Source organism: Agathobaculum massiliense (genome assembly GCF_900291975.1).
GTDB lineage: Bacteria > Bacillota > Clostridia > Oscillospirales > Butyricicoccaceae > Agathobaculum > Agathobaculum ammoniilyticum.
Window position 1 is genome coordinate 2,516,726 of record NZ_OMPN01000001.1, and the last position, 19,817, is coordinate 2,536,542.

Genomic DNA, 19,817 nt, shown 5'->3' on the forward strand with positions numbered 1-19,817 from the left:
CGAGGGGCAGGAAAACAATAGTGGATGGGTGTTTTGAGATCAAACCGCGGTGCAAAGCGGGGCTGTCCTGTACCCTTAAAAGTACCCTTTACAGCCTGAAAGCATAAAAACCAATTGTGTCTAAATGTTCAGGATTTCACGCTGTTTCGGATGAAACGGCATGTGGTAACACGAGAATAGTGTATAAGTTCCAAAAATCGGCTCTTCAAATCCCTGACTCTCCACCAGATTACCGAACTTTATCGAAAGATAAAGTTCGGTTTTTGCTGTTTTGTGCAAAAACATGGAACATTTTTGCGTGGGACAATTTTCCTGACGACAATCACGCATTTTTGGCGATCACAGTCGTTTGGAACAGCTTTTTCCATGCGTTCTGCACTGTCGCGGCGCATGGCTTGTATCAGATACCCGTAGGTGTTCAGGGTAAATGCAGCGGAATGATCCCCGAGGTTCTCCTTGACGGTTAGCACGTCGTCGCCGTTTTGCAGGGAAAGCGTCGCAAACGTATGACGAAGCGTGTGAAAATAACAGTCATCCAAGACAATGCTGGACAGAATCTTTTTCAGATGCTTGTAGACCGTCCGGCGGTTCAGTGATTTACTCAATTCGTTTGTAAACACAAGGCTATGGTAGTTGGGATTATTGACGAAAACGGAGTATAACTGGAAGTGGGAAGAACGGCTGAAAAAAGAGAGGTGCGGGGCATACAGCTGGGGGAGTCGCTGAAGCAAGCGGTAGAACGTCGCAGCGCGGATGGAAAGCTGTATCCTGCCGCTGCGACGGAGTGATCGTTGGATTCGGTTCTGTCCTGCATGAGCCGCACATAATGCTGCTTTGACAACGCACGCATGGAAAGCTTTTTCACGACTTTGAAGAAAGGCAGCTTCCCTGTTCCAGAAGTAGTCGCTGTGGACACTTCGCGCGTACAATTGCTTTGACCGATTGATTGGCACGATAAAAATAGTAGTGGAATGTGCTGACATATTCCGCTACTATTTTGGCATCTCTGCCTGTCCGTGTACCTGTTTTGACGGCTGCTCTCGAATGAAAGTAGGATCGCCTCACAAGAAAGCTCCTGTACACGGCGGCAGCGAGCGTTATTTCAGCCCTGTCCACTTTTCGCCGCCATCGTCTTTCTGTGAGTGTGAGGGGGGGCGGAATCCATGATGCCATAGTAGGTCCAATAGGCTGTGTCATCTACATCTGAGAACTGCCGCATTTCGTCCAAATGCGCGTCGATATGGCCTTGTCCGCGCTGCGGCCCAGCGTATTGTTGATGATGCTCGTGGCCTCGGCGCGGGCAACGGCGTTATGCGGCTGGAGGGTCCCATCGGGATAGCCGCCGACTCAGCCGTACCGCTCCGCCCCGATGATCTGCGCGTAGTACCAGGCTCTTTCGTTCCCACCATCAGGAAGCTGGGCGAAGCGCATGGCGGTGACGGTAAGGGTGACCGTTTCGCTTTCAAAGCTGCTGCCGGTAGCTTTTTCCCGCACCTGATAGCTGCCGAGGCCAGCTTTTCGCCGCCCGTGCAGGCGACCTAGGTGGGATCTCCATCGCTGCTGTACTCGTAGTCCGCCGGTAAAGACAAAGCCGCCATCCGCCCTTTCTTTTACAGTCTCGGCCGATGCGCGGACCTGCGTGGGAGCGGCTGGCCTGAACGGGATGGAGATAGTTACGACATTGCTGGAGAGACTGGTTTCCACGCCGTCCTCCATGACAGCGCTTTTCCGGATCGGGATGCTCCCACAGGTCGCGGCGGGCGTGTCCTGGGGCGCTTTGGTGGTTGTGAACATCCAGCCCGCATCCGATAGGCCGCTGGCTGCGGTGTAGTTAGCGCCCAGGGCAACGTCGATGGACACAGTGTAAGTTCCGGCGTTCGTGGGGAGGGGGCGGAATACTTCACTGTCGTCTCGTCCATACCCATGATCTCTGCATTGGCCGTCACGGCGGCGGCCTTGGCATTGCCGTCATAGGTCAGATTGGCCGGAGGTGAAGGTAAAATCTCTTGCTGTGGGCGCGACTCGGTTGACGGTCAGGGCGCTGGATAGGCAATCTGATAGTTTTTCGTCACGTCGGTGCCGCTTCTCGTGATCACAGCGGCAGAGGGTGGGATGGTCTTGTTCACCGTCGCCACATCGGTGGTGTTGGACGCGGAGGACCAGCCGGTCTGGGTGTAGCCTTCCTTGGTGTAGGGCTTGGCTGTGCTGACGATCACCGTTTCGCCGTTGAGATAAATGGCGCTGTCCGCCGAAGCAGTACCGGTGACGGCGGAGGGTTTGTCATAGGCCACGGTATAGCCCAGAATACCCTTCTGCCAACTGGGATCTGCTGAGCTATCAGGTAACATTCGGAAACCTCGGCGGCAACGCTGACAGTACATCCACGATCTCCGTCACCTCGGGCAACGGCGCATTCCCGCCCGCACCGTAGACACCGGAGGGAAAGGTGTTCCAGCAATGGCTGCTGACCAGCGATCCGGCTGCGACTAAGACGAAGTATTCCGACCAAGAACTTGCCGCGCTGAAAATCTCGGAGAACATGACTTTCCAGGCCGTGTTCGGTGAGGACAACTACGCCATCACCTTTATCACCACGGATGGTACGCTGGGCGAAACCGACAGCACAAGCCTGACTCTGAAAAAGGATGGCAAGGATCCCTTTTCCACCGACGACTTCCCAGAGGTGAAGAACGCCAGCGCAGTATTCAAGGGCTGGTTCTACGGCGGCGAGACCAAGACCGCACAAGACTGGGACGGGACAGAGGCCACTGGCAATATGCAGTTTGTGGCCGCTTTTGAAGGAAACGTGTCCCTGCACCGGATTGCCAACAACAGCACGTTTTACTCCAAGGCCGTGAAATTTGAAAAAACAGCGTCGGCGCCGTGTCAGGTATAGCAGATCATCAGAACCGCTTTGGCGTTCTGGTTTTTCCGGCTCGGGTATACATGGGGAACAGAGGCATTGAAGCAGAAACCGTCGTCGGGGGAGAGCAGGTAAACTTTCTCCCGCGCCTTTAATTCCATACGGCCTTCTATCATCATAATGTATTCGCTGCTGTCAACCGGATGGCCAATGGATTCGTGGCCGCCGGGCTCCAGTTCGATTTGATATAACTCAAAATCTCTGTCCGCATCCTTGGGATAGTAATTGAAAATGTGATACTTGCCCTCGACCAATGGCTGAATGTCCTGCTTGCGGATGTGGATGGTGTGATCCTGTGGTAGCGCCAAAAGGCTGGTGTATGGCTCGTGCAGGGCTCCGGTGATTTTCCAGACCGTATTGATGGTAGGGTTGGAAGCGCCTTTTTCCAACTGGGACAGCATTACCTTGCTAACCCCTGCCATCTCTGCCAGTTGGCTCAAACTCCAATTCCGTTCCTCCCGCAGCCGTTTCAGGTTGTATGCAATGATTTTTCCAATCTCCAAAGTTTTTCCTCGCTTAAAATAAGTTACATTTTGCACTATGTTTATTATAATTTCAAGAGGGTTGCCATGAGGGAACGCAATATCGTTTTAAACGTGCTAAAATGTGTATTCCCATATACCATCCCGATTTTTGCGGGATTTTGGTTTTGGGGATTGGCCTACGGCATCTACATGAACGTTTCGGGGTTCAGCTTTGTATATCCGATGGTCATGAGCCTGCTGGTTTTTGCCGGATCGGTAGAGCTTGTGGTGGTTTACTGCCTTAGAGATGTCTCTGTCTTTGGCGGGAACCACGGTTTGACGGAGCTGATTGCGGCGGCTGTGGTTGTGGGATTGCACCTTTGGAAAAAGCAGATGCTTCTCTCCCTCACGGGCGGGACCGTCTGCTATATGCTGCTTGTGCAGATGGTTTTTAAGTGATTTTCGAGTAAAACATACCGATAGCGGTTGATTCTAACGCCTGGATGGGCTGTGTAGTCGTCTGTCCGCTTGTTTTTGTGGTTTTTCCGCAAGACGCTTGAAAGGGACCTGACCCAAAAAGGTGAGACACGATGGAAGAGAACGTACGTATTTTAATTGGTATAGGGGATATTCCGCGGCCTGGCATAATCCTCATATATTGCGTTTAGCCAAACAGGCCCCGTTTTTTGTAGGGCTCTTTGCGGATTTCGCCCGCCTCATAACCCGTAGAGCAGATAGCGTTCCGCAGGGCTTGCTCGTCCAGTTCTTCCGGGGTGAGGATTTCCGTTTCTCCCTTGCTGTGAGAGGAACGCACTTTTTTTACGGGGCAGGCTTTGCGGACCGCATCGTTGACATGGGCCTCGCACATCCCGCACATCATCCCACTGACCTGTACCGTGTATTTCCACATATGGATGTCCTCCTCTTTATAATTGGTTAGCGTCAACTAACTAAAGGATACTATAAATTTGTCCGGAATGCAAGCACCAGTTGAGTCGCATATCGCCTCCCGTCGACTTTTTGGCCGGTGCGCCAAAAATATGGTTTTCCGGTTGACAAATGCAAAGCCGCGCAGTACAATAACGATGTTATATAACAGTGTTATTATGAGGTGCAGCGAAATGGAAGAGGGAGCCACCACCACATTGGAGAACATCGAACAGGCCGCGCTGGCTGAATTTCTGGACAAGGGGTTTCAGGGCGCTTCGCTGCGGCAGATTGTCAAGAACGCCGACGTGACCACCGGTGCCTTTTACGGTTACTTTTCCAGCAAGGAGGCACTGTTCGCTTCGATCGTGGAGCCGCACGCTGCCGCCCTGATGGGCCGGTTCATGGAGGCGCAGCTTTCCTTTGCCGAGTTGCCTGAGACCGAGCAGCCGGCGCATGTGGGGAAGGAATCCGGCGCCTATCTCACCTGGATGGTGGACTACATCTGCCAGCATCGGGAGCCGGTAAAGCTGCTGCTGTGCGGGGCGGAAGGCACCAGCTATGAGAACTTTGTCCATAACATGGTGGAGGTGGAGGTCGAGGCAACCCTCGAGTATATCGAGGTTCTGCGCCGCGCGGGGCAGGAGGTTCCGCCGTTGGATCGCTCCCTGTGCCATATCATTGCCAGCGGCATGTTCAACAGCATTTTTGAGGTGGTGGTCCACGATATGCCGCACGACCAGGCGCTGCGGGATGTGCAGCAGCTGCGGGCGTTTTACACCGGCGGATGGGAGCGTCTGTTTGAGCTTTCGTTTGGTTGAACACAGTAGGGAATGCGGCATCGTATTCCCTGTTGTTTTGACATAAAGTTAGCAAAAGCTAACCAAAAGGAGGTTATTTAGATGAAAAACAAAAAGAAGAGCGATCTGGCCATCCTGCTAGACTATGCGGGCAGCCGAAAGGGGCTGACCTTTCTGGGGCTGGCACTGTCGGCTGTATCCATGCTACTGAGCATGGCGCCGTACATCTGCATCTGGCTGGCCGCCCGCGATCTGATCGCCGCCGCACCGGACTGGACGCGGGCGCAAAACGTTACCCGCTGGGGCTGGCTGGCGTTTGCCTTTGCGGTGGGCGGCATCGTCCTGTATTTTGCGGGGCTGATGTGTACCCACCTGGCGGCGTTTCGCACCGCGGCCAACATCCGCAAGCGGGGCATGGCCCATATGATGAAAGCGCCGCTGGGCTTTTTCGACGCCAATGCGTCCGGTCTGATCCGCGGCCGGCTGGATGCGGCGGCGGCCGATACCGAAACGCTGCTGGCGCACAACCTGGCGGATATCATCGGAACGATCGTCCTGTTTGTGAGCATGCTGGCGCTGATGGTCGCCTTTGATTGGCGGATGGGAGCCGCCTGCCTGCTGGCCGCGGTGATCTCAGTGATCGCCATGTTTTCCATGATGGGCGGCAAAAACGCCAAAATTATGGCGGAGTATCAGGCCGCGCTGGACCGTATCAGCAAGGCGGGTACTGAGTATGTGCGCGGCATTCCGGTGGTCAAGATATTCCAGCAGACGGTCTATTCGTTCAAGGCTTTCCAGCAGGCGATCGAGGATTACAGCACCAAGGCCGAGTACTACCAGGCGGATGTGTGCCGAGTACCCCAGTCCGTAAACCTGACCTTCACCGAGGGCGCGTTCGTGTTTTTGGTACCCGCGGCGCTGTTCCTCGCGCCCAGCGCGCTGGCCGCAGGCAGTCTGGCCGGTTTTATCACCAATTTTGCCTTTTACGCGGTGTTTTCGGCTATCATCTCCACCGCGCTGGCCAAGATCATGTTTGCCGCCTCGGGGATGATGCTGGCGAGCGCTGCGCTGAGCCGTATCGATAAGGTCATGTGCGCCCCCAGCCTGCAGTCGCCACAGCATCCGCGGACGCCCTGCGGCAGTCGGGTGGCGTTTCGGGACGTCAGCTTTACCTATGATGGTGCGGAAACGCCCGCGCTGTCCCATGTTTCCTTCACAGTGGAGCCAGGGCAGACGGTCGCGCTGGTTGGTCCTTCGGGCGGGGGCAAGACCACAGCCGCCAGCCTGATCCCCCGCTTCTGGGATGCGTCGTCGGGCGTGGTGGAGGTCGGCGGTGTGGACGTGCGGCAGATTGACCCGCACACGTTGATGGAGCAGGTCGCGTTCGTTTTCCAGAACAGCCGCCTGTTTAAGACCTCCATTCTGGAAAATGTCCGCGCCGCCCGTCCGGAAGCCGCGCGGGAACAGGTGGAAGCCGCGCTTGCGGCAGCGCAATGCGGAGATATTCTGCAAAAGCTGCCGAACGGGCTGGATACCCGAATCGGTTCGGACGGGACCTATCTTTCGGGCGGCGAGGCCCAGCGCATTGCGCTGGCAAGGGCGATCCTGAAGGATGCGCCCATCGTGGTGCTGGATGAGGCCACCGCCTTTGCCGATCCCGAAAACGAGGTGCGGATCCAGAAGGCCCTCACCGCGCTGACCAGGGACCGGACCGTCATCATGATCGCCCATCGCCTGTCCACCGTCGTGGGGGCGGATAAGATCATTGTGCTGGAGGAAGGGCGCATCGCGGAGCAAGGCACGCATGAGGAGCTGGTCGCCGCCACGGGGCTGTACGCCAGAATGTGGGCGGACTATAACACGGCGGTCCAGTGGAAGATCACCAGCGAAAGGGAGGCAGAGTAACATGTTTGGCAAAAAGTTTCAGCGCAAATACGCCCTGACCGCTCAAGGTGTGCAAACTGTCAAAAAAGGCACCTTCTGGACGGTCATCGTCAACCTGATCGTTCTGGGAGGCATCAGCATCTTGTACCTGCTGATGGACGGCTTTATGGGGGCGCTGACCGAGGGGGAGCCGCTGCCCAACGCGGCGCTTTTCATCACGGGGGTGCTGCTGTTCCTCCTACTGTCCTTTGCGACCCATTTGCAGCAGTATCGCGCCACCTACGGCCTGGTGTACAACGAGGTCAAGGCCACCCGCCTCAGTCTGGCGGAGCGCCTGCGCAAGCTTCCGTTGGGCTATTTCGGCAAGCGGGATCTGGCCGACCTGACCGAGACCCTTATGGGGGACGTGAACCGCATGGAGCACGTCTGGTCGCATGTGCTGGGGTATCTGTACGGCGCGTACATCTCCACAGGGGTCGCGGCCGTATGCCTGTTTGTATATGACTGGCGGCTGGCGGCCGCCTGCCTGTGGGGGGTGCCGGCGGCGTTTGGCCTGCTGTTCGGCAGCCGCAGGCTCGCGGGACGCAGCGCCGAGCGGACGAAAAAAGCCGCCGTCCGCGTGGCGGATGGGATGCAGGAGGCGCTGGAGAACATCCGCGAGATCCGCGCCGCCAACCAGCAGGCGCGTTACCTCGCAGAATTGGGGCAGAAGATCGACGAACATGAGCGGGTCACGATCCGCGGCGAATTATCCACCGGCCTTTTGGTGAACGCGGCCAGCGTGATTATGCGCCTTGGTGTGGCGACGACCATCCTCGTGGGCGCGGAGCTGATTCTCTCCGGCCGCATCGACTTTATGCTGCTGTTCCTGTTCCTGCTGGTCATCACCCGCATCTATGCGCCGTTCGACCAGAGCTTGGCGCTGATCGCGGAGATGTTCGTTTCCCAGGTCTCCGCCGACCGCATGATGGAGATTCAGGACATGCCCGTGGCAGAAGGTGCGGCGGCGTTTCAGCCCAACGGACACGACATTGTATTCGAGCATGTGGAGTTTGCCTACGACGAGAAAAAGGTGCTGCACGACGTGTGCTTTACAGCAAAAGAGGGCGAGGTGACCGCGCTGGTGGGTCCCTCCGGCTCGGGCAAGAGCACCTGCGCACGGCTGGCTGCCCGTTTGTGGGACGCTGCCGAGGGCGCAGTCAAGGTGGGCGGCGTGGATATCGCCACCGTGGAGCCGGAGGTGCTGCTAACGGATTACTCGATGGTGTTTCAGGACGTGGTGCTGTTCGACGATACGGTGCTGGAAAATATCCGTCTCGGCCGGCGCGGTGCGACCGATAAGGAGGTGCTGGCCGCAGCCAGAGCCGCCAACTGCGATGAATTCGTCCGCAAAATGCCGAACGGATACCATACCCCCATCGGGGAGAACGGCGCCCGTCTCTCGGGCGGCGAGCGGCAGCGCATCTCGATCGCCCGGGCGCTGCTCAAGGACGCGCCCATCGTGCTGCTGGACGAGGCGACCGCCAGCCTGGACGTGGAAAACGAAACCAGGGTGCAGGGGGCGCTCTCCCGCCTGCTGGCCGGCAAGACCGTGCTGGTCATCGCCCACCGGATGCGCACCGTGGCCGGAGCCGACCATATCGTGGTGCTGGAAAACGGCCGCGTGGCGCAGCAGGGCTCGCCCGCGCAGCTGATGGCCGAGGGAGGCCTGTACCGGCGCATGGTGGAGCTGCAGCAGGAAAGCGCACAGTGGCGGCTCGCCTGAGCCGACCGGCTTTTTCCGGCACCAGGCGCTGGCGCAGGACCAGTCGAAAGACGCTTACCATTTCTCGGTGGGAATCCAGTGCGAGCGGGACGTCTCATCCATGCCGCTGCTGATAAAAGGCGCGGAGCGGAAAAGGTATGTCGAAAAAAAGAATATTACGAAAAACACGACCGGAGAAAAAAACCGGAAATGTAAGAGGGCAAACGGTCGATAAGGCTCCCAGCTTCTGGAACGGCAGTGGGGAGCAAGTTTTTGCCCGTAAAACGAATGGGATTGCGGGCGGGAGCCACAAATGCTAAAACACACATAAAAAGTATATTTTGTTTGGATATATTGCGCATATGATTGGATAGAAACGCAAAAAGAAGGCATTTGATTCGTACAAAAGTGGCATTGCAAGAAAAAATATGAAAATGGTATACTATATGCATAACAAAACATTTGCAACACAAGAAGGATCAAATAAGGAGGTTTCCCCATGTTGTTCCATACCACTGACGCGCATGAAAAGCTGCGCGCTGAGATCCGCGCTTTCGCGGAAAAAGAGGTCAAGCCGCAGGCCTTCCTCATGGACAAGGAGAATGAATTTCCGGCAGAAGCCGTCCGGAAAATGGGCAAGCTCGGATATATGGGGTTGCCTTATCCCAAGGAATACGGCGGCGCCGGACAGGATGTGCTGAGCTACGCAATCGCGGTTGAGGAACTGTCGCGCGTGGACGGCGGCACGGGCGTTATCCTGTCCGCCCATGTGTCGCTCGGCTCGTGGCCGATCTTCGCATTCGGCACCGAGGAGCAGAAGCAGAAATATCTGGTTCCGCTGGCAAAGGGCGAAAAGATCGCCGCGTTCGGCCTGACCGAACCGAATGCCGGTTCTGACGCGGGCGGCACCGAGACGACCGCGATCGATAAGGGCGACCATTATCTGCTCAACGGCGGCAAGATCTTCATCACTAACGCGCCCAAGGCGGATACCTATGTGGTGTTCGCGGTCACCACGCCGGATATCGGTACCCGCGGCATTTCGGCCTTTATCGTCGAAAAGGGGTGGGAAGGCTTTAGCTTTGGCGACCATTATGACAAAATGGGCATCCGCTCCTCGTCCACCGCAGAGCTGATCTTCAACGATGTGAAAGTACCCAAGGAGAACCTGCTCGGCAAGGAGGGGCAGGGCTTCAAGATTGCGATGGCGACGCTGGATGGTGGGCGCATCGGCATCGCATCGCAGGCGCTTGGCATCGCGCAGGGCGCGTATGAAGCGGCGGTGGATTACGCCAAGGAGCGCGTGCAGTTCGACAAGCCGATCGGCTTCCAGCAGGCGATCTCGTTCAAGATCGCGGATATGGCGACCAAGCTGCGCTGCGCGCGGATGCTGGTCTACTCCGCGGCTGAACTGAAGGAAGCGCACGAGCCGTATGCGATGGAGGCAGCGATGGCCAAGATGTATGCGTCCGACATCTCGCTCGAGGTCACCAACGACGCGCTGCAGATCTTCGGCGGCACGGGCTTCCTCAAGGGCATGGATGTGGAACGCATGTACCGCGACGCCAAGATCACCACCATCTATGAAGGCACCAACGAGATCCAGCGCGTCGTGATCGCGTCCAACATCCTGGGCAGGCCGCCCAAGAGCGAGGGCGGCACCTCCAGCCGGCCCAAGAAGCCCGCGCCGGTCACGGGCGTGCGCAAGCACAACATATTCAAGGAAGGCTCGCCGGAAGAGAAGGTGGCGGCGCTGGTGGCGGCGCTGCAGAAGGACGGACACGACTTCACCGTCGGCATTTCAATCGATACTCCGATCACGCAGGCGGAGCGTGTGGTTTCCGCCGGACAGGGCATTGGCAGCAGGGAGAACATGAAGCTGGTCGAGGATCTGGCGCGCGCCGCGGGCGCGGCGGTCGGCTCCTCACGCCCAGTGGCGGAGACGCTCAAATATGTACCGCTGGACCGCTATGTCGGCATGTCCGGCCAGAAATTCAAGGGCAACCTGTATATTGCCTGCGGTATCTCGGGCGCGATCCAGCACCTTAAGGGTATCAAGGATGCCTCGACCATTGTAGCAATCAACAAGAACGGCAATGCGCCGATCTTCAAAAACTGCGACTACGGTATCGTGGGCGATGTCAACGAGATCCTGCCGCTGCTGACCGCTGCGCTCGATACCGGCGAAAAGCAGCCCGCCCCGCCCATGGTCAAAATGAAACGCCCGCCTGTACCCAAGCCCGAGCCGATTGGCAAGCGCTATGTCTGCGGCGGCTGCGGCTACGAATACGTCCCCGAACTGGGCGACGAGGACGCGGAGGTCGCCCCCGGTACGCTGTTCGAAAAGCTGCCCGAGGAATGGGTGTGTCCGGAGTGCGGCGAAGGCAAGGATATGTTCATTGAAGCCTGACTGGAAGAATAAGGAGGAGAATATATGTACTGCGTGCGCAATGTAACGGACGATCTCTACTGGGTCGGTGCGAACGATCATCGTCTCGCCCTGTTTGAAAACATCTTTCCCATCCCGCGCGGCGTGTCCTACAACGCCTACCTGCTGCTGGATGAGAAGACCGTGCTGTTCGACACGGTAGACTGGTCGGCCTGCCGCCAGCTCCTTGAAAACGTGGAGCATCTGCTGGATGGGCGGCCGCTGGATTACCTGGTCGTCAACCACATGGAGCCCGACCACGGCGCTTCTGTCGAGGAGATCCTGCTCCGCTATCCGTCGGTTAAGGTGATCTCGACCGAAAAGGCGTTCATGTTCATGCGCCAGTTCGGCTTTGACATCGACGGCCATGAGCTGATCGAGGTCAAGGAAGGTGACACCCAGAGCTTCGGCAGGCATGTTGTGACCTTTGTCGCGGCGCCCATGGTGCATTGGCCCGAGGCCATGGTCACCTTTGACACCACAAACGGCGTGCTGTTCTCGGCGGATGCGTTCGGCTCGTTCGGCGCGCTGGACGGCAAGCTGTTCGCGGACGAGGTCAACTTCGACCGCGACTGGATCGACGACGCCCGCCGCTACCTGACCAACATCGTGGGAAAATACGGCCCGCATGTCCAGCTGCTGCTCAAAAAGGCGGCGGGCATCCTGGATCAGATCAAATTCATCTGCCCGCTGCACGGTCCGGTCTGGCGCAAGGACCTGATGTACTTTATCGACAAGTACGATCACTGGAGCCGCTACGAGCCGGAGGAAAAGGGCGTCATGATCGCTTACGCCTCGATGTACGGCAATACGGAAGCCGCGGCGCAGGCGCTGGCAGGCAAGCTGTGTGAAAAGGGCGTGAGCAACGTCTGGCTGTACGATGTATCCAACACCCATGTTTCACAGCTGATTTCCGAAACCTTCCGGCTGAGCCATATCGTGCTGGCCTCTGTGACCTATAATCTTGGTATCTATCCGGTCATGCACAACTACCTGATGGATATGAAGGCGCTTAACCTGCAGAACCGCACCTTTGCGATCATCGAAAACGGTTCGTGGGCGGTCAAGTCGGGCGACCTGATGCAGAAATTCATCGATGAGGAACTCAAGAATATGACCGTGCTCAACGAGCGGCTGTCCATGGCCTCCGCGCTGCTGCCGGATAAAGCGGCGGAGCTGGATGCCCTTGCGGATGCCATCGTGGAATCCGTCAATCAGTAAACGGGACGTGTGCCGCGGCCCAGCATACAGAAAAATATCAGCACATCCCCCTAAAAAGCGCCGTCCCATCGGTTATGACCGATGGGACGGCGCTTTTTTCACAGCAGGGCTCCGGTAAACGGAGCTTCCTGTTTGTCTGGTCCGGCCGACGCCATCAGATATTTCAGGAAGCGTTGGGCCGCGCCCACCGGTGGGCGGCTGGCCAGTTGGGTGACGTAAATCCGGCGCACCATTCCCTTATTAGGGAGGGGTAAGGGCGCGATTTGCACGTTGTAATTCTTTAGAAGGGACACGTGGGGACAAATGCCATAACCGAAGCCGTGGGCGACCAGACTGGCGATGCTTGCCTCATCGGGGGCGATATGGCCATAAACCGGCTCGATTCCATAGGGCTTGAGCATATCGTAAATTTCATAATACGCAGCGGTCTGTTTCTGAAAGCCGATCACACTGCAGGCAAACAGGTCTTCCCAGCTTTGCGGCACATAGGCGTCAGGCGGACAGAGCAGCACAAAGGGCTCCGCAATCAACTCGGTCTGACACAGACCGTCCTCGTCGGAAGCCGAGCAAATGAGAAAATCGCAATACCCATCCCGCAGCTTTGCAATCAGAGGAACTGTGTTGTCCGTGATGAATTCGACTTTCATTTTTCTGTTTTCCGGCCTGGACAGGAACGCGCGGACCATCCGCGGCAGGTGTTCCCATAAAACCGGTGAAATGCAGCCGATACGGATCAGGATATCCCGATTGGCGGAGAGCGACTGCATATGTAGCTGCGCGGCCTGTAAATCCGCTAAAATGGCTTCCGCATGCGCCAGAAGCTGCTCTCCTTCGGCGGAAAGCTCTAAATTGTGTCCGTTTCGATGAAACAGGGAGAGATTCAGCTCTTTTTCCAGGTTGGAGATGGAGACGCTCAAACTGGGCTGGGAAATGTGAAGCGCTTTTGCGGCTTTTCCCATATTGCCCATTGCGGCAATTTTCTGAAAATACAGCAGTTGGTTCAGCGTCATAGAGCATCCTCCCTATCATAAAAGTAAAACTTACGCAGGGCTTTTTGTTAGTTTTTTCTTATTATACATGCACTGTGCTGCAATGTCAATGGATGAGACACTAATAAAATGTTGAAAATCAACAAAGCGAACGATGGGGAATTGCGCGCTTTCCTCTGTTATAAGCGCAAACTATTAAAAAATAATTTGTTAGTATTTTACTTGTCCGCTATCACCATGCTACACTATTGGTGAAGATAAACAAAAGCTTTTGTTAGAAATCACGAATGTACTGTGAAAAAATCCAATCCATTCTTCGCATGTATTTCGATTCAAACGATCAACAATTTTTAATAGTTTTTTTCTATCGAAGCACAGACCCATACAGACGATACTGATGAGATCCCAAAGGAGCCTATTTATGAAGTTTAGCATGTGTACGGCGGTCTATGGCATGCATGACCTGCATGATACCATCAACAGAGCCGCAAAGATTGGGTTTGATGCAGTGGAGCTGACCGCAGCGCTGCATCTGCCCGTAGAGAGCACACCGGAACGCCGCCGCGAGGTTAAGGGCTGGATCCGTGACGCGGGCCTTGCATGCAGCGCCCTCCACTACATTTTTGATGGAAGCGTCAAGCTGGCCACAGCGGACCGGACGCTCAACGCCAAATGCGCGGATTATCTGTGCAAGGTGGTTGATGTCGCCGCTGATATGGAGGCCGCGACCGTCATCATCGGCAGCGGCGGCGCTACCCGCCATCTGGACGATGATACCGACCGCGAGGAAGCCGTCAAATGTATGGCGGAGGTGATCCGCCAGGCGGGCGAATACGCCGCAAGCAAGGAGGTTTACCTTGCGGTCGAGGCGATCAACCGCTACGAGACCAACTTCCTGAACACGATGCAGCAGGCGACCGAATTTGTGCAGCAGGTCGATCATCCTCATGTGCGCACCATGGCGGACACCTATCATCTGAACATTGAGGAAGCCGACCCTGTCGAGTCTGTGCGGAAATACGGATATGCGCTGCAGAATTTGCACTTGGCAGACTCCAACCGCCACGCGCCCGGCACCGGACACTTTGATTTCAAGGCTGTCGCGGGCGCTCTGCAGGAAGCGGGCTTTGACAAGTACTGCTCGTTCGAGGTGTTCGGCCTGTACCCATGGAAGCTATGGTTCGACACCGTGGAAGAAGCGGACCGACAGATGCAGATTGGCATCGAAACGGCTCGGGCTGCGTTTAATCGATGAAGAAAGGTACGATAGCAATGCGAACAATCAGATTACTGGCTCCCAGCCGGTTGGAAATGCGGGAAACCGATGAACGCCCGGCAATCACGGACAGCACCGTTCGGGTAGACATAAAGGCCTGCGGCATCTGTGGAAGCGACTTGGCACTGTATAACGGCAGGCGGGACCTCTCCGGTGAGCACTATTTTGGACATGAGTTTTCCGGCGTTATCACGGAGGTGGGCAACGGCGCCAACGGCCTGAAAAAAGGGATGCGCGTCGCCAGCGAGCTGGTCAAGGGCTGCGGCCGGTGCTGGTTCTGCCGCAACGGCATGCAGAACTACTGTAAGAGCCTGAATGACGCCCTTCTGCCCGGCGGCTTCACGGAGCAAACGCTGGTGACCAACACGGATGCGTACAGCTTCCTCAGCCCCATCCCTGACGAACTGGACGATATCACCGCTTCCATTCTGGAGCCGGCCAACTGTGCTTACCATGTGGCAATGAAAGCAAATATCCAGCCCGGCGACAGCGTGTTGGTGATCGGTCTGGGCGCCATCGGCCTGGTGGCCGCCATGATCCTCAAGACCATGGGCGCGGGTACGGTGATCGGCGCGGACCGCAGCAAGTTGCGCCTGGAGCAGGTGCGCAAGACCGGCCTGCTGGATGTGATAGACACATCCGAACCCGCCTGGATGGAGCAGGTTAAAGAGATGACCGCGAAGGATGGCGTCGATATCGTCATCGAAGCGACTGGAGCGCCTCCTGTTCTGAAAGACGCCATGGCCGCTGCCCGCACCGGTGGTAAGATTGTTGTTCCCAGTGTGTATTTCGGCGGCATTGATGGATTTGAGCCGCTGCCTATTATGCGAAAAGAATTGACCATTATCGGCTCCAAGGGTCCCGCGCCGCAGCTGAAAACGGATGGAACCTCGGCTGTGGTGGAAAAGGTGGTCCAGATGAAAGACGATCTGCGGAAGCTCATTTCGGTTTACGAGTATAAGGATGCCCTTCAGGCCTTTGCCGACGCCAGAAGCGGCGCGGCCATCAAAGCAGTGATTCAGTTTTCATAAAGGAGATATCGGAGATGACAAAGAAAGAATATGTTCAGAAGTATGGCGGCAAGTTCAGCATCAGCGGCGGCGAAACCTGGACCATGCCCAACGGCCATGTGGTTCACTTCGCGCTGAACCCCAAGATGGGATGCAAAAACACCAATATCGCGGTCGGCTTCCATGAGCCCGGCAAAGAGTTCGCACCGCATAAGCACCCTATTTCGGAAGAAATTTTGATTATTCATTCCGGCGAGGGCGAGTGCTATCTCTATGACAAGTGGATCCCCTGCAAGGCCGGCGATATTGTGTTCGCGCCTCCCAGCGTACTGCACGGCACCCGCAACCCCGCAGGAAACACAGAGCCTTTCGTAACGCTCGGTATCGCGACGCCGCCGCAGCTCGACCTGTACATGCGGGCGGGCTATGACGTTCTGGATGACGACAAGAGCGCATATGACGGCGAACATGCCGAATAAGCGGGGGTAAAGCAACATGTTTTTTGATAATTACAGCGATGAGCTCCAGCGCACGCTGGGAGCGATCGACCGGTCTGACATTGAAAAGCTGGAGGCCTGTCTGGAGGAGGCGCGCGAGAACGGCAGACGTGTGTTCGTGCTGGGCAACGGCGGCAGCGCGGCCGCGGCCTCTCACTGGGTCTGTGACTTTGGCAAGGGCATCAACATTGGGGACTCCAAGCGGCTGAAGATCTTTGCCCCCTCTGACCACTCCTCTATTTTCACCGCCTATGGCAACGACAACGCCTATGACCAGACCATGGTAGAGCAGTTGAAAAATTTTCTGGAAGAAGGCGACCTAGTGATTTCTCTGTCCGTCTCCGGCAGCTCCGGCAATCTGGTGGAGGCGCAAAAGTATGCAAAGGCGGCCGGCGCTAAAACGATTTGCATTGTAGGCGATTACAACGGCAGTCTGATCGGGCTGTCCGACCTTTCCATTGTGCTCCCCTCAAAGAACTACGGCGTGGTGGAGGACATCCACCTGATTTTGGAGCACGCCATCTCGCAGGATATGAAGCGTGCCATCCAGAACGCACAGGGATAAGCCTATGTACATTGGGGCTTTTGATATCGGCGGTACCAAAACCATTGTCGCCCTTGCGGACGACGCCGGAAAAATTTATGAAAAACAGCAGTTTCCCACCGAAACCGGAGACTGCCTGCGGCATCTGGATGTATGCTGCGAAATCCTCTGCCGGTTTGCAGAAAAACGCGGCCTGCGTATGGAACAGATTGCCGGCATCGGGGTCAACCTTCCCGGCATTGTGGAGCGCGGGGAAGGGGTTCTGCTTCGGGCGGTTTACGCGGGCTGGAGCCAGATACCCGTGAGGGCGTATCTTTCCAAAAAGCTCCGGATTGCCAGGGTTGTGTGCGAAAATGACGTAAACGCCTGCGCCGTGGGAGAGGTGCGCTTCGGGCTGGGGAAGCGGTTTTCCAGCTTCGGGTGGATGACCGTTTCCACTGGCGTAGGCGGTGCGGTCGTCAGCGATGGACGGCTGATTCGCGGCGCACATGGCTATGCCGGTGAGTTCGGCCATCTCAAGGTGGAATACCAAAAGCCCTGCGGCTGCCCCTGCGGAGAGCAGGGCTGTCTGGAAGCGCATGGTTCCGGAACGGCCCTGAACCGGCTGATCGAGGAGCGGACGCGGCAGGACGCGGCTTTCCGGGCGGCTTTCGACCGGCTGGGAGAGAGCCCTTCGGGCGCTTCCTGTGCGAAGCTGGCGAAAAACGGTAATGAGACCGCCGCAGCGATTTTCCAGCAGGTCGGCGAGTATCTCGGCAAGGGCATTTCCTATTACACGAATATTCTTGATCCGGAAGCGGTCATTATCGGCGGCGGGGTATCGGCTTCGCTGGACCTGCTCATGCCGGGCATTCGCCGGTCTATGGAACGGTATACCTTTGCACAGATGAAAGACGTGCCGATCCTGCCGACCGCCCTTGGCTATGAAGCCGCTCTGATGGGCGCGGTTGCAATCGCAGTATAAGTACGATAAACAGGGAGGAAGCATATGAAACGCTTAAAAGCAGCGGTAGTCGGCATGGGCTTTATCGGGTTTGCCCATGTGGAAGCGCTCAGGCGAATCCCCCATGTGGACGTTGTGGCCATTGCGGATTCGTTTGGCGCAAAGGAAAAGGCCGAACGGCTGGGCGTTCCCGCGGGCTACGCGGATTATGTGGAAATGATGGATGCCTGCAAGCCTGACTGCATTCACATCTGCACGCCCAACAGCACCCACATGGCGATTGCCATGGCAGCCATAGAGCGGGGTATTCATGTCGTCTGCGAGAAGCCCATGGCGCGAAACGCGGAAGAGGCGCAGAAAATGGTCGATGCGGTCCGCAAGAGCGGCGTGATCGGCGCATTGAACTTCCACAACCGCTATTACCCCATCCCCTACCGGATGCGGCGCATGGCGCTGGACGGAGAGCTCGGTGAAATTTATCATATCCAGGGCGGCTATCTGCAGGACTGGCTGCAGTACAAGACGGATTTCAGCTGGAAGCTGCTGTCCGACCAGTGCGGCAAGACACGGGCCACCGCAGACCTAGGCTCCCACTGGATTGATCTGGCCGAATACGTCACCGGCCAGCAGGTGACCGAGGTTTTCGCGGAATTTAAAACCGTTTATCCACAGCGCACGCAAATGACGGAGCAGGGTCCAAAAGATGTGGACATTGATACGGAGGATTTCTCCTGCGTCCTGCTCCGGTTCGACGGCGGGGCTGTCGGCACCGCCACGTTTTCTGCAGTATTCTCTGGCAAGAAGAATCAGACCGTGCTACAGGTGGCCGGCACCAGGCAGTCGCTGGAATGGGATAACGAGCGGGTCAACGATCTGCTGATCGGCCATCGGGACGGTCCCAACGGGCTGTTGACCAAGGACCCCTCCCTGGTAGACCGTGCGACGGCCGCTGTCATCGGATATCCGGGCGGCCACGCGGAGGGCTTCCCCGATGCTTTCAAGCAGAATTTCACAGCGATTTATGGGGCTATTCGCGGCGAAGCACCGGAAAACCCCTTTGCGACCTTTGAGGACGGTCTTCATATGATGAAGATCTGCGACGCATTGTATGAGAGCGCCCACAGCGGCAAGTGGGTTGTTGTCTGATAAGCATATGATGAACAAGGGAAGGAGGAATATGGATTGAAAATAGGCGTTGTGGCAAATGTACTGCAGGACAGGCCGCTGGAAGATGCGTTAAAAATATTTCGGGAAATGGGGATTGAGCAGATAGAACCCGGCTGTGGCGGATTCGCCGGCAAGGCGCATGTCGCGCCGGAACGCCTGCTTGCCTCTCCCGAGGCGCTGGAGGAATTTCAGCAGACCCTCCAAGCCTCCGGTCTGACGATCAGCGCGCTTTCCTGTCACGGCAATCCGGTGCATCCCGATCCGGCGAAGGCGGAAGAGTATCATGAGGATATGTGCAACACCGTCCGCCTGGCAGAAAAGCTGGGGGTCGATACCATCACCTGCTTTTCCGGCTGCCCCGGGGACTGCGAAGCGTCCCGATATCCCAACTGGGTGACCTGTGCGTGGCCGGACGATAATCTGGATATTCTCAAATATCAGTGGGACAAGGTCCTGATCCCGTATTGGAAAAGCTTCGCTCAGAGTGCAAAGGACTGCGGCGTAAGCAAAATCGCGCTGGAGCTGCATCCCGGCTTCAGTGTCTACAACGTGGATACGCTGAAACGTCTGCGGGAAGCGGTCGGGCCGGAGATCGGCGTCAACTTCGACCCCAGCCACCTGCTCTGGCAGGGGATGGAGCCGGTGGCCGTGATTCGGGCCTTTGCGGGAATGATCTACCATGTACACGCGAAGGATGTGTGCATCGACCGGTACAACACCGCGCGCAACGGCGTTCTGGACACAAAGCATTATAGCGACGAGACGCACCGCTCCTGGATCTTCCGAACGATAGGCTACGGGAATGACGCGAAGTACTGGAAAGATATTTTTTCCGAGCTGCGGAAGACCGGATATGACGGAACGATCAGCATTGAGCATGAGGACAGCCTGATCAACCGGCTGGAAGGTTTGCAGCACGCGGTGGACATGGTGAAAAGCTGCGCGATCTTTGCGGAAACATCCGGAATGTGGTGGGCATAACAAAACAGTGCCTATAGGA

The 19,817-nt window shown here is 56.8% G+C and carries 20 protein-coding genes and 1 pseudogene; 14 read left to right on the forward strand and 7 right to left on the reverse strand.

Annotated features, from left to right (window positions below):
• Positions 1-239: 239 nt before the first annotated feature.
• From DBQ51_RS12800 to DBQ51_RS12810, 4 genes and pseudogenes are all read right to left on the reverse strand, one after another.
• Positions 240-983, reverse strand: a complete 744-nt coding sequence (locus DBQ51_RS12800) for a tyrosine-type recombinase/integrase (protein ID WP_107631749.1) — start codon at positions 981-983, stop codon at positions 240-242.
• 214 nt (positions 984-1,197) lie between these two features.
• Positions 1,198-1,344: pseudogene (locus DBQ51_RS17630) on the reverse strand (hypothetical protein); the annotation flags it as partial.
• Positions 1,345-1,347: 3 nt separating this feature from the next.
• On the reverse strand, positions 1,348-1,860 hold the full coding sequence (locus tag DBQ51_RS12805; RefSeq protein WP_107631750.1) for a hypothetical protein: 513 nt from the start codon (positions 1,858-1,860) through the stop codon (positions 1,348-1,350).
• A 173-nt stretch (positions 1,861-2,033) separates the two neighbouring features.
• The gene (locus tag DBQ51_RS12810) at positions 2,034-2,348 is read right to left on the reverse strand and encodes a hypothetical protein (protein WP_159068185.1); all 315 of its coding nucleotides are present in this window, start codon (positions 2,346-2,348) and stop codon (positions 2,034-2,036) included.
• A gap of 98 nt (positions 2,349-2,446) precedes the next feature.
• Here DBQ51_RS12810 and DBQ51_RS12815 point away from each other — a divergent pair, with 98 nt between their 5' ends.
• Positions 2,447-2,896, forward strand: coding sequence for a hypothetical protein (locus DBQ51_RS12815; protein ID WP_107631752.1), 450 nt, complete (start codon positions 2,447-2,449; stop codon positions 2,894-2,896).
• Here the strand turns inward: DBQ51_RS12815 and DBQ51_RS12820 are convergent.
• Positions 2,887-3,426: a helix-turn-helix domain-containing protein gene (locus DBQ51_RS12820; protein WP_107631753.1), complete on the reverse strand. Its 540-nt coding sequence runs from the start codon at positions 3,424-3,426 to the stop codon at positions 2,887-2,889. The two genes, DBQ51_RS12815 and DBQ51_RS12820, sit on opposite strands and share 10 nt — an antisense overlap.
• A gap of 66 nt (positions 3,427-3,492) precedes the next feature.
• Between DBQ51_RS12820 and DBQ51_RS17385 the strand changes: the two genes are divergently transcribed.
• Positions 3,493-3,846: a branched-chain amino acid transporter permease gene (locus tag DBQ51_RS17385; RefSeq protein WP_107631754.1), complete on the forward strand. Its 354-nt coding sequence runs from the start codon at positions 3,493-3,495 to the stop codon at positions 3,844-3,846.
• 205 nt (positions 3,847-4,051) lie between these two features.
• Here the strand turns inward: DBQ51_RS17385 and DBQ51_RS12830 are convergent, their stop codons facing one another.
• Complete coding sequence (locus DBQ51_RS12830; protein ID WP_107631755.1) at positions 4,052-4,297, reverse strand: heavy-metal-associated domain-containing protein; 246 nt, start codon at positions 4,295-4,297, stop codon at positions 4,052-4,054.
• 211 nt (positions 4,298-4,508) lie between these two features.
• Between DBQ51_RS12830 and DBQ51_RS12835 the strand changes: the two genes are divergently transcribed.
• From DBQ51_RS12835 to DBQ51_RS12855, 5 genes are all read left to right on the forward strand, one after another.
• Positions 4,509-5,135: a TetR/AcrR family transcriptional regulator gene (locus tag DBQ51_RS12835; protein ID WP_107631756.1), complete on the forward strand. Its 627-nt coding sequence runs from the start codon at positions 4,509-4,511 to the stop codon at positions 5,133-5,135.
• An 81-nt stretch (positions 5,136-5,216) separates the two neighbouring features.
• Entirely contained in the window at positions 5,217-7,019 is a 1,803-nt protein-coding gene (locus tag DBQ51_RS12840; protein ID WP_107631757.1) for an ABC transporter ATP-binding protein, read from the forward strand.
• A 1-nt stretch (position 7,020) separates the two neighbouring features.
• Positions 7,021-8,763 (forward strand): ABC transporter ATP-binding protein, encoded by a 1,743-nt coding sequence (locus tag DBQ51_RS12845; protein WP_054326438.1) that lies wholly within the window; start codon positions 7,021-7,023, stop codon positions 8,761-8,763.
• A 478-nt stretch (positions 8,764-9,241) separates the two neighbouring features.
• Positions 9,242-11,152, forward strand: a complete 1,911-nt coding sequence (locus DBQ51_RS12850; protein WP_107631758.1) for an acyl-CoA dehydrogenase family protein — start codon at positions 9,242-9,244, stop codon at positions 11,150-11,152.
• A 24-nt stretch (positions 11,153-11,176) separates the two neighbouring features.
• Positions 11,177-12,391 carry an FprA family A-type flavoprotein gene (locus DBQ51_RS12855; protein WP_107631759.1) on the forward strand — a complete coding sequence of 405 codons (1,215 nt, stop codon included), beginning with the start codon at positions 11,177-11,179 and terminating at the stop codon, positions 12,389-12,391.
• A 98-nt stretch (positions 12,392-12,489) separates the two neighbouring features.
• Here DBQ51_RS12855 and DBQ51_RS12860 read toward each other — a convergent pair whose 3' ends face one another.
• On the reverse strand, positions 12,490-13,401 hold the full coding sequence (locus DBQ51_RS12860) for a LysR family transcriptional regulator (protein WP_107631760.1): 912 nt from the start codon (positions 13,399-13,401) through the stop codon (positions 12,490-12,492).
• Positions 13,402-13,801: 400 nt separating this feature from the next.
• Here DBQ51_RS12860 and DBQ51_RS12865 point away from each other — a divergent pair, with 400 nt between their 5' ends.
• From DBQ51_RS12865 to DBQ51_RS12895, 7 genes are read left to right on the forward strand one after another with little or no spacing between them, the layout of a single operon-like run.
• On the forward strand, positions 13,802-14,635 hold the full coding sequence (locus tag DBQ51_RS12865; RefSeq protein ID WP_054326441.1) for a sugar phosphate isomerase/epimerase family protein: 834 nt from the start codon (positions 13,802-13,804) through the stop codon (positions 14,633-14,635).
• A 17-nt stretch (positions 14,636-14,652) separates the two neighbouring features.
• Positions 14,653-15,687, forward strand: a complete 1,035-nt coding sequence (locus tag DBQ51_RS12870; protein ID WP_054326442.1) for a zinc-dependent alcohol dehydrogenase — start codon at positions 14,653-14,655, stop codon at positions 15,685-15,687.
• Between the two features lie 14 nt (positions 15,688-15,701).
• Positions 15,702-16,145 (forward strand): cupin domain-containing protein, encoded by a 444-nt coding sequence (locus DBQ51_RS12875; RefSeq protein WP_107631761.1) that lies wholly within the window; start codon positions 15,702-15,704, stop codon positions 16,143-16,145.
• 16 nt (positions 16,146-16,161) lie between these two features.
• Positions 16,162-16,728: an SIS domain-containing protein gene (locus tag DBQ51_RS12880; RefSeq protein WP_054326444.1), complete on the forward strand. Its 567-nt coding sequence runs from the start codon at positions 16,162-16,164 to the stop codon at positions 16,726-16,728.
• A 4-nt stretch (positions 16,729-16,732) separates the two neighbouring features.
• The gene (locus DBQ51_RS12885) at positions 16,733-17,671 is read left to right on the forward strand and encodes an ROK family protein (RefSeq protein ID WP_107631762.1); all 939 of its coding nucleotides are present in this window, start codon (positions 16,733-16,735) and stop codon (positions 17,669-17,671) included.
• Between the two features lie 24 nt (positions 17,672-17,695).
• On the forward strand, positions 17,696-18,796 hold the full coding sequence (locus DBQ51_RS12890) for a Gfo/Idh/MocA family protein (protein ID WP_054326445.1): 1,101 nt from the start codon (positions 17,696-17,698) through the stop codon (positions 18,794-18,796).
• Positions 18,797-18,832: 36 nt separating this feature from the next.
• The gene (locus tag DBQ51_RS12895) at positions 18,833-19,798 is read left to right on the forward strand and encodes a sugar phosphate isomerase/epimerase family protein (protein ID WP_054326446.1); all 966 of its coding nucleotides are present in this window, start codon (positions 18,833-18,835) and stop codon (positions 19,796-19,798) included.
• Positions 19,799-19,817: the final 19 nt, after the last annotated feature.